At 73.7% G+C, this 12,020-nt stretch carries 13 protein-coding genes; 7 read left to right on the top strand and 6 right to left on the bottom strand.

What is annotated here, in order from left to right:
- Window positions 1-207 precede the first annotated feature (207 nt).
- From AB0K37_RS35505 to AB0K37_RS35530, 6 genes are all read left to right on the top strand, one after another.
- Window positions 208-1,416 carry a PTS mannitol transporter subunit IICB gene (locus tag AB0K37_RS35505; protein WP_363988699.1) on the top strand — a complete coding sequence of 403 codons (1,209 nt, stop codon included), beginning with the start codon at window positions 208-210 and terminating at the stop codon, window positions 1,414-1,416.
- Window positions 1,416-1,733 carry a PTS lactose transporter subunit IIB gene (locus AB0K37_RS35510; RefSeq protein ID WP_363988702.1) on the top strand — a complete coding sequence of 106 codons (318 nt, stop codon included), beginning with the start codon at window positions 1,416-1,418 and terminating at the stop codon, window positions 1,731-1,733. Before AB0K37_RS35505 ends, AB0K37_RS35510 begins: the two co-directional genes overlap by 1 nt.
- Window positions 1,726-2,205: a PTS sugar transporter subunit IIA gene (locus tag AB0K37_RS35515; RefSeq protein ID WP_363988705.1), complete on the top strand. Its 480-nt coding sequence runs from the start codon at window positions 1,726-1,728 to the stop codon at window positions 2,203-2,205. Before AB0K37_RS35510 ends, AB0K37_RS35515 begins: the two co-directional genes overlap by 8 nt.
- On the top strand, window positions 2,202-3,242 hold the full coding sequence (locus tag AB0K37_RS35520) for a zinc-dependent dehydrogenase (protein WP_363988708.1): 1,041 nt from the start codon (window positions 2,202-2,204) through the stop codon (window positions 3,240-3,242). Before AB0K37_RS35515 ends, AB0K37_RS35520 begins: the two co-directional genes overlap by 4 nt.
- Window positions 3,243-3,252: 10 nt before the next feature.
- Complete coding sequence (locus AB0K37_RS35525) at window positions 3,253-3,531, top strand: HPr family phosphocarrier protein (RefSeq protein ID WP_345176127.1); 279 nt, start codon at window positions 3,253-3,255, stop codon at window positions 3,529-3,531.
- A 95-nt stretch (window positions 3,532-3,626) separates the two neighbouring features.
- Window positions 3,627-4,388 carry a DeoR/GlpR family DNA-binding transcription regulator gene (locus tag AB0K37_RS35530; protein ID WP_363988711.1) on the top strand — a complete coding sequence of 254 codons (762 nt, stop codon included), beginning with the start codon at window positions 3,627-3,629 and terminating at the stop codon, window positions 4,386-4,388.
- 64 nt (window positions 4,389-4,452) lie between these two features.
- Here AB0K37_RS35530 and AB0K37_RS35535 read toward each other — a convergent pair whose 3' ends face one another.
- The 5 genes from AB0K37_RS35535 to AB0K37_RS35555 are packed head-to-tail and all read right to left on the bottom strand — an operon-like array spanning window position 4,453 to window position 9,235.
- Window positions 4,453-5,766, bottom strand: a complete 1,314-nt coding sequence (locus AB0K37_RS35535) for an ABC transporter substrate-binding protein (RefSeq protein WP_363988714.1) — start codon at window positions 5,764-5,766, stop codon at window positions 4,453-4,455.
- Window positions 5,684-6,874 (bottom strand): branched-chain amino acid ABC transporter permease, encoded by a 1,191-nt coding sequence (locus AB0K37_RS35540; protein ID WP_363988716.1) that lies wholly within the window; start codon window positions 6,872-6,874, stop codon window positions 5,684-5,686. The genes AB0K37_RS35535 and AB0K37_RS35540 overlap by 83 nt, the downstream gene beginning before the upstream one ends.
- A 3-nt stretch (window positions 6,875-6,877) precedes the next feature.
- Window positions 6,878-7,756, bottom strand: coding sequence for a branched-chain amino acid ABC transporter permease (locus AB0K37_RS35545; RefSeq protein WP_363988719.1), 879 nt, complete (start codon window positions 7,754-7,756; stop codon window positions 6,878-6,880).
- Window positions 7,756-8,463 (bottom strand): ABC transporter ATP-binding protein, encoded by a 708-nt coding sequence (locus AB0K37_RS35550; protein ID WP_363988721.1) that lies wholly within the window; start codon window positions 8,461-8,463, stop codon window positions 7,756-7,758. Before AB0K37_RS35550 ends, AB0K37_RS35545 begins: the two co-directional genes overlap by 1 nt.
- A complete protein-coding gene (locus tag AB0K37_RS35555) occupies window positions 8,456-9,235 on the bottom strand; it encodes an ABC transporter ATP-binding protein (protein ID WP_363988723.1) in 780 nt (259 codons plus the stop codon). Before AB0K37_RS35555 ends, AB0K37_RS35550 begins: the two co-directional genes overlap by 8 nt.
- A gap of 235 nt (window positions 9,236-9,470) precedes the next feature.
- On the opposite strand from AB0K37_RS35555, the gene AB0K37_RS35560 reads away from it, so the two are divergent.
- A complete protein-coding gene (locus AB0K37_RS35560; RefSeq protein WP_363988726.1) occupies window positions 9,471-10,073 on the top strand; it encodes a TetR/AcrR family transcriptional regulator in 603 nt (200 codons plus the stop codon).
- An 18-nt stretch (window positions 10,074-10,091) separates the two neighbouring features.
- Here AB0K37_RS35560 and AB0K37_RS35565 read toward each other — a convergent pair whose 3' ends face one another.
- Entirely contained in the window at window positions 10,092-11,738 is a 1,647-nt protein-coding gene (locus AB0K37_RS35565) for a long-chain fatty acid--CoA ligase (protein WP_363988729.1), read from the bottom strand.
- Window positions 11,739-12,020: the final 282 nt, after the last annotated feature.

The raw sequence follows: 12,020 nt of genomic DNA on the forward strand, positions 1-12,020 counted from the left end.
GCCCTGATCGGCGCGCGGGCGCTGCAGGGCGTCGGCGCCTCGATGCTCATGCCGGCGACGCTGTCCACGGTGAACGCGGGGATGCCGGGCGCCGCCGACGTGCGGCGCGACATCGTCCGCATCCACCCGCGGCCCGACCTCGCCCGCCCCCTCCTCGCCTGACCCCGCGAAGCACCCACCCCCACCCCCGAACGACAGGAGGCCGAGATGGCCACCACCTACACCCCGGAGCCCGCCGGGCGCGGGATCCGCGCGAACGTCCAGCGGCTCGGCGGCCGGATGGCCGCGATGGTGATGCCGAACATCGGCGCGTTCATCGCCTGGGGCCTGATCACCGCCCTGTTCATCCCGACCGGCTGGCTGCCGAACGAGGAGCTCGGCGAGCTGGTCGACCCGATGATCAAGTTCCTGCTGCCGCTGCTGATCGGCTACACCGGCGGCCGGATGGTGCACGGCCAGCGCGGCGCCGTCGTCGGCGCGGTCGCCACCGTGGGCATCGTCGTCGGCGCCGAGGTGCCGATGTTCCTCGGCGCGATGCTCACCGGCCCGCTCGCCGCGTACCTGCTGCGGCTGTTCGACGGCCTCGTGCGGGACCGCGTCCGGACCGGGTTCGAGATGCTGGTCGACAACTTCTCCGCCGGGATCGTCGGCGCCGCGATGGCCGTCGCGGGCAACCGGGTCATCGGCCCGGTCATGAACACCTTCACCGAATGGGCCGGGGACGGCGTGGGATGGCTGGTCGACCACGACCTGCTGCCGCTCACGTCGCTGCTCATCGAACCGGCGAAGGTGCTGTTCCTCAACAACGCCGTCAACCACGGGGTGCTCGGGCCGCTCGGCGTCCAGCAGGCCGCCGAGCACGGCAGGTCCGTGCTGTTCATGCTGGAGTCCAATCCGGGGCCGGGTCTCGGCGTCCTGCTCGCCTACTGGTTCTTCGGGCCGCGGCGCCTGCGCCCGAGCGTCCCGGCGGCCGCCGTCATCCACTTCTTCGGCGGCATCCACGAGATCTACTTCCCCTACGTCCTGATGAAGCCGCGCATGATCCTCGCCGCGATGGCGGGCGGCGTGACCGGAGTGGCGATCTTCGTGGCCACGGGCGCCGGGCTCGTGGCGACCCCCTCGCCGGGCAGCATCTTCGCCTACCTCGCGCAGACGCCCCGCGGCGCCGGCAACTGGATCGGCGTCTACTCCGGCCTGATCGCCTCCGCGGCCGTCTCCTTCGGCGTCGGCGCCGCGCTGCTCGGCTTCGGCAGGCTGGCCGAGTCCGACCCGGAGGGCGGGGACGCGCCCGGCGAGGCGGACGGCTCCGCCGAGGCGAGCGCCGGTGACACGAGCACCGCCGATGAGAGCACCGCCGAGCAGGCGCACCCGAAGGAGCCCGCCGACGGCGCCGCGCGCGAAACGACCGCCCACTGATGGAAGGCGCACCAACGATGAACGGCAAGGACATCCGCAAACTCGTCATCGCCTGCGACGCGGGCATGGGCAGCAGCGTCATGCTCGCCGGGCAGCTCCGCAAGGCGCTGCGCAAGCAGGACGTCGCGGTCGAGCACACGCCCGTCGACGCGATCCCCGGCGACGCCGACGTGGTCGTCTGCCACACCGGGCTCGCGGCCCGCGCCCGGCGCGGCGCCGGCGGCGCACCGGTGATCCCGTTCGAGGTCTACCTCGGCGACCCGGCCGTCGACCGGCTGGTCAAGGCGATCAAGGACGGCGGTGAGGTCGGTGCCTGACGGCGCCGCCGGCCTGCTCGCCCCGGACGCGATCCGGCTGGACGCGCGGGCCCGCGGCCGCGACCACGCCGTCCGGGTCTGCGGGCAGGTGCTCGTGGACGCGGGCGCCGTCGAGCCCGGCTACGTCGACGCGATGCTGGAGCGGGAACGCTCCATCTCCACCTACCTCGGTGAGGGCGTGGCGATCCCGCACGGCACGTCCGGGGGCCGCGGCCTCATCCGCCGCGACGCCCTCGCCGTCGTCCGCTTCCCCGACGGGACGGACTGGAACGGCGAGACCGTCACCGTCTGCGTCGCGATCGCGGCGCGCGGCGACGGCCACATGGAGATCCTCGCCGAGCTGGCCCAGGTCCTCCTGGACCCGGGCCGGGCCCGCGCGCTGCGCGAGGCCACCGCCGCCGAGCAGGTCCTCGCCCTGCTCGCCCCGCCGGCCGAGGACGAGCAACCGACAGGACAGGGACACACCGCATGAAGGTCGCCCGCTTCTACGCCCCCGCCGACATCCGCCTGGAGGACGCCCCCGAACCCGAGCCCGGCCCCGGCGAGCTGAAGATCCGCGTCCGCGACTGCTCGACCTGCGGCACCGACGTCAAGATCTCCCGGTTCGGGCACCACCACATCGTCCCCCCGCGGGTGATGGGCCACGAGATCGCCGGCGAGGTCGTGGAGGCCGGCGCCGGCGCCGGGGACTGGGCCCCGGGCGACCGCGTGCAGGTGATCGCGGCGATCCCGTGCGGGCGGTGCGCCGAGTGCCGCCGCGGCCGGATGACGGTCTGCGCCGCGCAGGAGTCGATGGGATACCACTACGACGGCGGGTTCGCCGAGTACATGGTCGTCCCGGCGAAGGTGCTCGCGGTCGGCGGGGTGAACCGGATCCCCGACGGCGTCTCGTTCGCCGAGGCGTCGGTGGCCGAGCCGCTCGCCTGCGTGCTGAACGGCCAGGAGCTCGCCCGGGTCGGCGAGGGCGACGACGTCGTGGTGTTCGGGTCGGGCCCGGTCGGCTGCCTGCACGTGCGGGTCGCGCGGGCCCGCGGCGCCGCCCGGGTGTTCCTCGTGGAGGTCAACGCCGAGCGGCTGCACCGGGCCGCCGCGCTCGTCAAGCCGGACGCCGCGCTCGACGCGGGCGCGGGCGACGTCGTCGGGGAGATCCTCGAACGCACCGGCGGGCGCGGCGCCGACGTGGCGATCACCGCCGCCGCGTCGGCCGCCGCTCAGGGCCAGGCGCAGCGGCTCGTCGCGCCCGGCGGCCGGGTCAGCCTGTTCGGCGGCCTGCCCAAGGACGACCCGGTCGTCCCCGTCGACGCCAACCGCGTCCACTACCGGGAGCTGTCCCTGGTCGGCGCGAACGGGTCGAGCCCCGCCCACAACGCCCGCGCGCTGGAGATGATCGGGTCCGGACGGGTCCCCGTCGAGGACCTCATCACCCACCGGCTCCCGCTGGACGCCCTGCACGACGCCCTCGACCTCGTCACCCGGGGCGCCGCGATCAAGGTCACCATCGAACCCTGAAGGAGACGCCATGCCCGAACGGAGCGTCGTCGTCGCCGCGGCGCAGGGGCTGCACGCCCGCCCGGCGCAGTTGTTCGTCCAGGCGGCGGCGCGGCAGCCGGTGCCGGTGTCCATCCGGGTCGGGGACGGCGCGCCCGTCCCCGCGAGCAGCATCCTCGGCGTGCTGTCGCTCGGCGCGCGGCACGGTACGGAGGTGACGCTGTCCGCCGAGGGGGACGGGGCCGGGGGCGCGCTGGAGGAGCTCGCCGGCCTGCTCGCCCGCGACCTGGACGCCGAGCAGCCCGCCTGACCGGTCGCGCGGACCCGGCCCGGCGGACCCGGCCCGGCGAACTCGGCACAATGGGGACGCACCGCGACGCAGACGGAACGGGTGGGACGACGGTCATGTACGCCGAGGAACGGCAGCAGGCGATCCTTGCGCTGGCGCGCTCGAAGGGCCGGGTGGACGTGGTCGCGCTCGCCGAGGAGTTCTCGGTCACGACCGAGACGATCCGCCGCGACCTGACCGTGCTGGAGCGGGCCGGGACGGTCCGGCGCGTGCACGGCGGCGCGATGCCCGTCGAACGGCTCGGCTTCGAGCCGGAGCTGGCGGCGCGGGACGCGGTGATGACGGAGGAGAAGCAGCGCATCGCCAAGGCGGCGCTGGAGGAGCTGCCCGCCGACGGGTCGGTCATCGTCGACGCCGGGACGACCACCGCGCGGTTCGTCCAGCTGCTGCCGACCGACCGCGAGCTGACCGTGATCGTGAACTCGCCGCCGCACGCGGCGGTGCTGGCGACCCGCCCGAACCTCACCGTGATCATCCTTGGCGGACGGGTGCGCGGCCGCACGCTCGCCACGGTGGACGACTGGGTGCTGCGCCCGCTCGCCGACCTGTGGGTGGACGTGGCGTTCATGGCCACCAACGGCTGCTCGGTCGAGCGCGGGCTGACCACCTCCGACCAGGCCGAGGCCGCGGTGAAGCGGGCGATGATCGCCTCGTCCCGGCGGCGGGTGCTGCTCGCCGACCGCACCAAGATCGGGCACGACCACCTCGTGCGGTTCGGCGGCCTCGCCGACATCGACGTGCTGATCACCGACACCGGGCTGGACACCGACCTCGCCGCCGACCTCGCGGCCGCGGGCCCGGAGGTCGTCCGGGCCTGAACGCCGCCCCGCCCGGTCGGGGGCGGCCGCCCCGCGCCGGAACACGCGGGGCGGCGGGACCCCGTCAGCCCGCGGCGGGGATTCCGTTGGCGGGCGCCTGCGGCTGCGGGGTCGTGTAGGGCTGGATCGGCCCGTCGCCGTCGTCGGTGGTCAGCGGCTGCCCCTGGGGCACGACGTTCTGCCCCTTGATCGTGCCGATGACCGCCCCGGTGTACCCGGCGTGCGAATCCGCACCGTAGGCGAACGGGACGACGCCCGGCCCGGTGAAGCGCGACTTCTCCAGCGCCTCCACGACGCCCTTGCGGGTCGGGTTCTTCCCGGCCGCCTGGAGCGCCTGCACGAAGGTGTAGGCGACCGACATCCCGTAGACGATGTTGCCGTTGAACGGCAGCTGCGGGATGTACCGGTCGTGGATCTTCTTGAACAGCGCCGTCCAGCTGTTGGAGGCGTCGCCCGGAGCGGCGAGGTAGCCGTCGGTCACCATGCCCTGGATGAGCGGACTGCCCTCGACCTCGCTGCCGCCCTTCTTGGCGAAGCTCTCCAGCAGCCCCGTGAGGGTGATCGGGTCGGATCCGACGTTGCTGACGACGAACGTCGGCTTGTAGTTCAGCTTCAGCGCGGCGAGCCGGAACAGCGCCGTGTAGGTGGGGATGCTGAACAGCACGACGACGTCGGCCTTGGACTGCGCGATCGCCTGCGCCTGCGCGCCGATGTCGGTGCTGCCCGGCTGGTAGGACTGCCGGGACACGACCTGGTCCTTCGGGATGTACTTGTCGAGGCCCTTCACCCCGTCCTGGCCGAAGTCGTCGTTCTGGAAGAAGTAGGCGACCTTCTTGCCCGCGTAGGCCTTCTTGACGTGGTCGCCGAGGATCTTGCCTTCGCGGATGTAGTCGACCTGCCAGCCGAACGTCTGCGGGTGCTTGTCCGGCTGGTCCCAGCAGCCGCATCCGGACGCGACGAACAGGTCCGGGACGCGCTGGGCGTTCAGGTAGTCGACCACCTTGGAGTGCGTGGGCGTGCCGAGCCCGTTGAAGACCGCGAAGACCTTGTCCTGCAGGACGAGCTTCTGGGTCACGCTCACGGTCTGCGTCGGGTTGTAGGCGTCGTCCACGTACTTGTAGACGATCTTGCGTCCGTGCACGCCGCCGTTCGCGTTCACGTAGTCGAAGAACGCCTTGGACGCCGCGGAGTTGGCGCTGTAGCCGGGCGCGGCCGGCCCGGTCAGCGGCTGGTGGCTGCCGATCGTGACGGTGGTGGCGGTCACGCCGGGCGCCGCGGACCCGCCGCCCCCTCCGTCACCGCCGCAGCCGCTCGCCGCGACCGCCAGCGTCGCCGCGGTCGTCAGGGCGAGCGCCCGCATCGTCCGGGGTCGCTTCATCTGCTCCTCCTGGGTGCGTTGTGGTGGGCCCCGATGTGTCGCTCGGCGCCGGAACCCGCGGCCCGGGAGCCCGGCCGCGCGTCCCGCGCACCCGGCGCCGGACGGCGCCGCCGATGCCGCGCAGCCCTCCCTGGACGCCGCGCGGGAAGGCCAGCGTCACCGTGATGAGGACGAGGCCGTACACGGCGAGGGGCAGGTTCGACGCGATGTTGTGCGAGAGGCCGGACGAGGACGACAGGTCCGCCGCCCAGGTCGGCACGTAGACCAGGATCAGCGCGCCCCACACCGCGCCCGGCAGGCTGCCGAGCCCGCCGATGACGATCGCGGCGATGAGCTGGAGGGACAGCGTGAGCGGGAAGGCGCCCGGCGCGGCCAGCGTGGCGACCACGGCGAGCAGCCCGCCGGCGAGCCCGGCGCAGGCCGCCGAGACGACGGTGGCGGCGATCCGCAGCCGGGCGACCCGGACGCCGCTCAGCGCGGCGGCGATCTCGTCGTCGCGGCTGGCGCGCAGCGTCCGCCCGAACCGGCCGCGGGTGAGGTTGGCGAGCAGGAACAGGGTGACGACGGCGCCGAGGCAGCAGATCCACGCCTGCCAGCGCTCCAGCGGGAACGTCTCGCCGAGCGCGGCGGGCGGGACCGGCGGGACGATCGTCAGCCCGTTCTGGCCGCCGAGCACTCCGGTGAGGGGCTCGTAGTTGGCGAGGCCGGGCAGCCCGACGGCGAAGGCGAGGGTGGCGCCGGCCAGGTAGGGGCCGTGCAGCCGGGCGGCGACGGCGCCGACCGCCGCCCCCGCGAGGGCGGTGGCCCCGGCCGCCGCCGGCAGGACCGCCGCGAGCGGCCAGCCCCAGTGCCCGATGACCAGCGCGGCCGTGTAGGCGCCGACCGCCATGAACGCGCCATGCCCGAGGGAGATCTGCCCGCCGAGCCCGGTCAGCACCGTCAGGCCGGCGGCCGCGCAGGTGAGGTACGCGGCCTGCGCGATCTGCAGGTCCCGGTAGGGGGCGGCGGCCGTGGTCAGGACGTACAGCGCGGCGAGCGCGAGGGCGGCGCCGGCCGTGTGACGGGTCAGGGTGGAGCGGCGCAGGGCGCTTCGCACGGATGCGGTCACGGGTCACACCCTCCGTCCGGGGCTCGTCGCGAACAGGCCGTTCGGTCTGATCATCAGGACGGTGATGAGGGCGGCGAGCGCCCCGAGGGCGACCAGCTCCGAGCCGAGGTAGCCGGACACGTAGCTGAGGGCGCAGCCGAGCAGCAGCCCGCCGGTGACGGCGCCCGCCGGGCTGTCCAGCCCGCCGATCACGGCGGCGGTGAACCCGAAGACCAGCATCGCGTCGAACTGGGCGGGCCCGACGAACACCGACGGGGCGATCAGCACCCCGGCGAGGGACCCGACGAGCGCGGCGAGCGCCCAGCCGAGGGTCAGCATCCGGCCGACGCGGACGCCCTGGAGCCGGGCGATCTCGGGCGCGAACGCCGACGCCCGCAGCCGCAGCCCGAGGTCGGTGCGGACGAACAGCAGCGTCAGCAGCACCATGACCGCGGCGACGGCGCCGATGACGAACAGGTCGAACGGCGACAGCAGCAGCCTCGTCCCGCCGGCGGACAGGCCCTTGATGGTGAAGGCGGGCGGATAGGAGTGCGGCGTGTCGCCCCAGATCATGCCCGCGGCCGCCTGCAGCAGCACCAGCAGGCCGAGGGTGACGATCACCGCGTTCAGCGGCGGCTTGTTCTCGACGGGCCGGACCACGACCCGCTCGACGACCGCGCCCAGCACCAGCCCGGACGCCAGGGCGGCGCCGAGCGCGAGCCAGTAGGAGCCGCCCGCGTCGATGACGCTCCAGGCGAGGAACGTCGTGAACATCAGCATGCCGCCCTGCGCGAAGTTCACGACGCGGGTGGAGCGCCAGATCAGCACCAGGGCGAGGGCGACCGCCGCGAACACCGCCCCGGAGGTGATCCCGGCGAGGGTGAGATTGAGGAAGCGCACCATCAGAACCCCAGGTAGGCGTGGCGGAGACGGTCGTCGGCGGCGATGGCGGAGGCGGTCTCGTCCGCCACGACGGAGCCGAGGTCCAGGACGACGGCGCGGTCGGCGACCGACAGGGCGCTGCGCGCGTTCTGCTCCACGAGCAGCACGGTCCGGCCGTCCTCGTCGCACAGCCGCCGCAGCACGGCCATCAGCTGGGCGACCACCCGCGGCGCGAGGCCGAGGGACGGCTCGTCCACCAGCAGCAGCCGCGGCGCGCCGGTCAGCGCCCGGGCCAGCGCGAGCATCTGCCGCTCGCCGCCGGACAGGGTGGCGGCGGCGCGGAACCGGCGCTCGGCGAGCGGCGGGAACAGCGTGTACATGTCGGCGACGCGGCGCGCGAGGGCCGCGCGGTCGCGCCGCCACAGCCCGCCGAGCCGCAGGTTGTCCTGCACGGTCAGCTCGGTGATGACGCCGCCGCTCTGCGGGACGTGCGCGACGCCGAGCCGGACGATCTCCTCGACCGCCGTCCCGGTGATGTCCGCGCCGTCCAGCTCGACGCGTCCCGAGCGGGGCCGCAGGAGGCCGGAGACGGCGCGCAGCAGCGTGGTCTTCCCCGCGCCGTTCGCGCCGAGCACGGCGGTCAGCGAGCCCTCCTCGACCGTGAGGTCGACGCCGCCGAGCGCGCGGACCGCGCCGTAGGAGACCGTGAGGTCCTTCACCTCAAGCACCGCCGACCTCCTCGCCGAGGTAGGCGTCGAGGACGGCCGGGTCGTCGCGCACGCGCTCCGGCGGCCCGCTCGCGATGACCCTGCCGAAGTCCAGCACGACGACCTGGTCGCAGACGCCCATGACGAGGTCCATGTGGTGCTCGACGAGGACGACGGCGGGCCCGCCGCGCAGCCCGCGGATCAGCCCGGCCAGCTCGTCCATCTCGGCCGCGGACAGTCCGGCGGCGGGCTCGTCCAGCAGCAGCAGGTCGGGCTCGGCCACGAGCGCGCGGGCCAGCGCGACCCGCTTCTGCACGCCGTAGGGCAGTTCCCCCGGCAGCCGGGCGGCCTCGGCGGCGACGCCCAGCTCCGCGAGCCGGGCCGTGGCCCGCTCGCGGAGCGCCGCCTCGTCGCGGTCGGCGCGCGGAAGCGCGAGGAGGCCGGACCAGAACCCGGCCCTGGCGTGCGGGTCGGCGCCGACCATCACGTTCTCCAGCACGGTCAGCCCCGGGAACAGCCCGAGGCCCTGGAGGGTGCGGGCGATGCCGAGCCGCGTCAGGTCGTGCGGCCGATGCCGGCCGAGGACCCGGCCCCGCCAGCGCACCTCGCCCGCTTCCGGCCGAACGAACCCGCACACGACGTTGAAGAGCGTCGTCTTGCCCGCGCCGTTCGGGCCGATCACCCCGGTGACCCGGCCCTGGGGCGCCGTGAGCGACACCCCGTCCAGTGCGACCAGCCCAGCGAAGCGGACGGTCACCTCTCGAAGTTCAAGGATCGCGGAGGAGCCGGACATATCGCCTCACCTCGCCGATAATTCAGCGCGAATCCCCCGAGGCCCAATGCACATACCGACTGGTCGGATTCACAAAAGATAGAATCACCGGGCGCTTCGGTCAACAGCCGATTCGCACGGTCCCGGCGCACGCCGCGGCGGATCCCCGCCGGGCGGTAGGCTGATCGGCGATCTGCGGGCGGCCGCGCCGGGGCGGCACGAGACCCCGGGGCGCTCCCGGACGGAGGTGGTGTCGATGGCGCAGGCGCCCGCGGGCCGGACCGCCGGCACCCTGCCGCTGCCCGACCGGCTGCTGGCCGTGGCGACCCGGATGTTCGCCGACAAGGGCTTCGAGAACACCTCGGTCCAGGAGATCGTGAACGCCGCCGGGGTGACCAAGGGGGCCATGTACCACTACTTCGGCTCCAAGGACGACCTGCTCTACGAGATCTACCACCGGCTCCTCGGCCTGCAGACGTCCCGGCTGGAGCAGATCGCGAACGGTCCCGGCACGGCCGCCGAGCGGCTCCGCGCCGCCGCAGTCGACGTCCTCAACACCTCGTTCCTCTACCTGGACGACTTCACCGTCTTCTTCCGCTCGACGCACCTGCTCTCCCGCGACCGCCGGGAGGCCGTCCGCGCCGAGCGGCGCCGCTACCACGAGCGCTTCCGGGCCCTGGTCGAGGAGGGCCAGCGCGAGGGCACGTTCCGCACCGAGACGCCCGCCGACATCGCCGTCCACTTCTTCTTCGGCACCGTCCACCAGATCGGCGCCTGGTACCGCCCGGGCGGCCGCCTCAAGACGGCCGCCATCAGCGAGCACTACGTGGACCTGTTCCTGCACGGCCTGGAGAAGTAGCGGACGGCCCGCCTGCCGTCAGCGCTCCACGTGCTCGATCTTCAGCGCCGCGTCCCTGTGCCGGGCGCGCAGCGGCTTTTTATCGAACTTCCCGACCGTGGTCTTCGGGATCTCCTCCAGGAACGTCCAGTACTCGGGGACCTGCCAGCGGGCGACCTTGTCCGCGAGGAACGACGCCAGCTCGGCAGGGGTGGCGGACGCGTCCGGGCGCAGGACGACGCAGGCGAGGGGGCGCTCGTCCCAGCGGGGGTCGGGGACGCCGATGACGGCGGCCTCCGCCACGGCGGGATGGGCCATGAGGTGGTTCTCCAGCTCCACCGAGGAGATCCACTCGCCGCCCGACTTGATGACGTCCTTCGCGCGGTCGGTGATCTGGTAGAAGCCGCGGTCGTCGACGGTGCCGATGTCGCCGGTGCGCAGCCAGCCGTCGTCGAACTTCTCCGGCGCGGGGTCGCGGTGGTAGGCGCCGGTGATCCACGGCCCGCGCACCTCGATCTCGCCGACGGACTCGCCGTCCCACGGCAGCTCGGCGCCGGAGTCGTCCACGATGCGCATCTCGACGCCGGCGGCGATGCGGCCGGACTTCAGCCGCCAGTACATGTCCTCGTCGGTGCCGGGCTCGACGCCGGGCGGCGGGAACGCCATGCCGCCGAGCGGGCTCGTCTCGGTCATCCCCCAGCCCTGGATGATGCGCAGCCCGTACCGCCGCTCGAAGCGCTCCAGCAGGACGCGGGGCGCGGCGGCGCCGCCGGAGGTGCCCGCCCGCAGCGACGACAGGTCGATCTCCTCCCGCTCCCCGAGGGCCAGGATCCCGTTCCAGATCGTCGGGACGGCGGAGGCGAGCGTGCTGCGCTCGGCGGCGACGAACCTCACGAGGTGCTCCGGCTGCATGAACGGCCCCGGCATGTGCAGCGTCGCCCCGGACAGGAACGCCCCGTACGGCAGGCCCCAGGCGTTGACGTGGAACATCGGCACGATCGTCAGGACGCGGTCGGCCTCGGTGATGCCCACCAGCGACGCCGACTGCACGGCCATCGCGTGCAGGAACGTGGAGCGGTGCGAGTACACCACGCCCTTCGGGTCGCCCGTGGTTCCGCTGGTGTAGCACATCGACGCGGCGGACCGCTCGTCCACCTCCGGCCACGCGTACCCGGGCTCCTCCGCGGCGAGCAGCTCGTGGTAGCGCAGGACGGGCGCCCCGTTGCCGTTGGCCTCCAGGGCCGACGCGTCGCCGTCCCCGACGACGACGAACGCCTCGACGGCGGGGAGCTCGCGCACGACGCGCGCCAGGAGCGGGACGAGGCTGTCGTCGACGATGACGACCTGGTCGTCGGCGTGGTTGATGATGTGCGAGAGCTGCTCGGGGAACAGCCGGATGTTCAGCGTGTGCAGGACCGCCCCCATGGCGGGCACCGCGAAGTACGCCTCCAGGTGCTCCTGGTTGTTCCAGCAGAACGTCGCCACCCGGTCGCCGGGACGGACGCCGAGCCTGCCCAGGGCGGACGCGAGCCGCTCGGCGTTGCCGGCGATCTGCGCGAAGGTGGCGCGCCGGGGCGCGCCGCCGCCCGTCCAGGTCACGCACTCGCTGCGCCCGTAGACGCGCGCCCCGTGCCGCAGGATCGCGGCGACCGACAGCGGAAAGTCCTGCATCGTGCTGAGGATCATGGCTTTTCTCCGAGAGACCCGCGACGGCGACAGAAACGGCCGACCGCTCGCAATTTCACACATACCGACCGGTCGGTTCACCATATTTTCGACAACGCCCCGCCGTCAACGATCCCTCGCGGGACGACCCGCGCGGCGCCGCATCCCGCGCGCGGACGGGCTCCCGCCGCCGCGGCCCGGCCCTGAAGGCGGAGGGCCGGGAGTCCCTGTGGCCGGACACCAATCCCTTCATGGACATGCACTGGATCTACGCCGCCCTGCTGGTCGCCGCCGCGCTCGCCG

Origin of the sequence: Actinomadura sp. NPDC049753, from assembly GCF_040674655.1 — a bacterium.
Lineage (GTDB): Bacteria > Actinomycetota > Actinomycetes > Streptosporangiales > Streptosporangiaceae > Spirillospora > Spirillospora verrucosospora.

What these genes read in the sequence shown, in the direction of transcription:
- AB0K37_RS35505 (WP_363988699.1), top strand. Translation starts at nt 208, where the DNA reads ATGGCCACCACCTACACCCCGGAGCCCGCCGGGCGCGGGATCCGCGCG.
- AB0K37_RS35510 (WP_363988702.1), top strand. Translation starts at nt 1,416, where the DNA reads ATGGAAGGCGCACCAACGATGAACGGCAAGGACATCCGCAAACTCGTC.
- AB0K37_RS35520 (WP_363988708.1), top strand. Translation starts at nt 2,202, where the DNA reads ATGAAGGTCGCCCGCTTCTACGCCCCCGCCGACATCCGCCTGGAGGAC.
- AB0K37_RS35525 (WP_345176127.1), top strand. Translation starts at nt 3,253, where the DNA reads ATGCCCGAACGGAGCGTCGTCGTCGCCGCGGCGCAGGGGCTGCACGCC.
- AB0K37_RS35530 (WP_363988711.1), top strand. Translation starts at nt 3,627, where the DNA reads ATGTACGCCGAGGAACGGCAGCAGGCGATCCTTGCGCTGGCGCGCTCG.
- AB0K37_RS35535 (WP_363988714.1), bottom strand. Translation starts at nt 5,766, where the DNA reads ATGAAGCGACCCCGGACGATGCGGGCGCTCGCCCTGACGACCGCGGCG.
- AB0K37_RS35545 (WP_363988719.1), bottom strand. Translation starts at nt 7,756, where the DNA reads ATGGTGCGCTTCCTCAATCTCACCCTCGCCGGGATCACCTCCGGGGCG.
- AB0K37_RS35555 (WP_363988723.1), bottom strand. Translation starts at nt 9,235, where the DNA reads ATGTCCGGCTCCTCCGCGATCCTTGAACTTCGAGAGGTGACCGTCCGC.
- AB0K37_RS35560 (WP_363988726.1), top strand. Translation starts at nt 9,471, where the DNA reads ATGGCGCAGGCGCCCGCGGGCCGGACCGCCGGCACCCTGCCGCTGCCC.
- AB0K37_RS35565 (WP_363988729.1), bottom strand. Translation starts at nt 11,738, where the DNA reads ATGATCCTCAGCACGATGCAGGACTTTCCGCTGTCGGTCGCCGCGATC.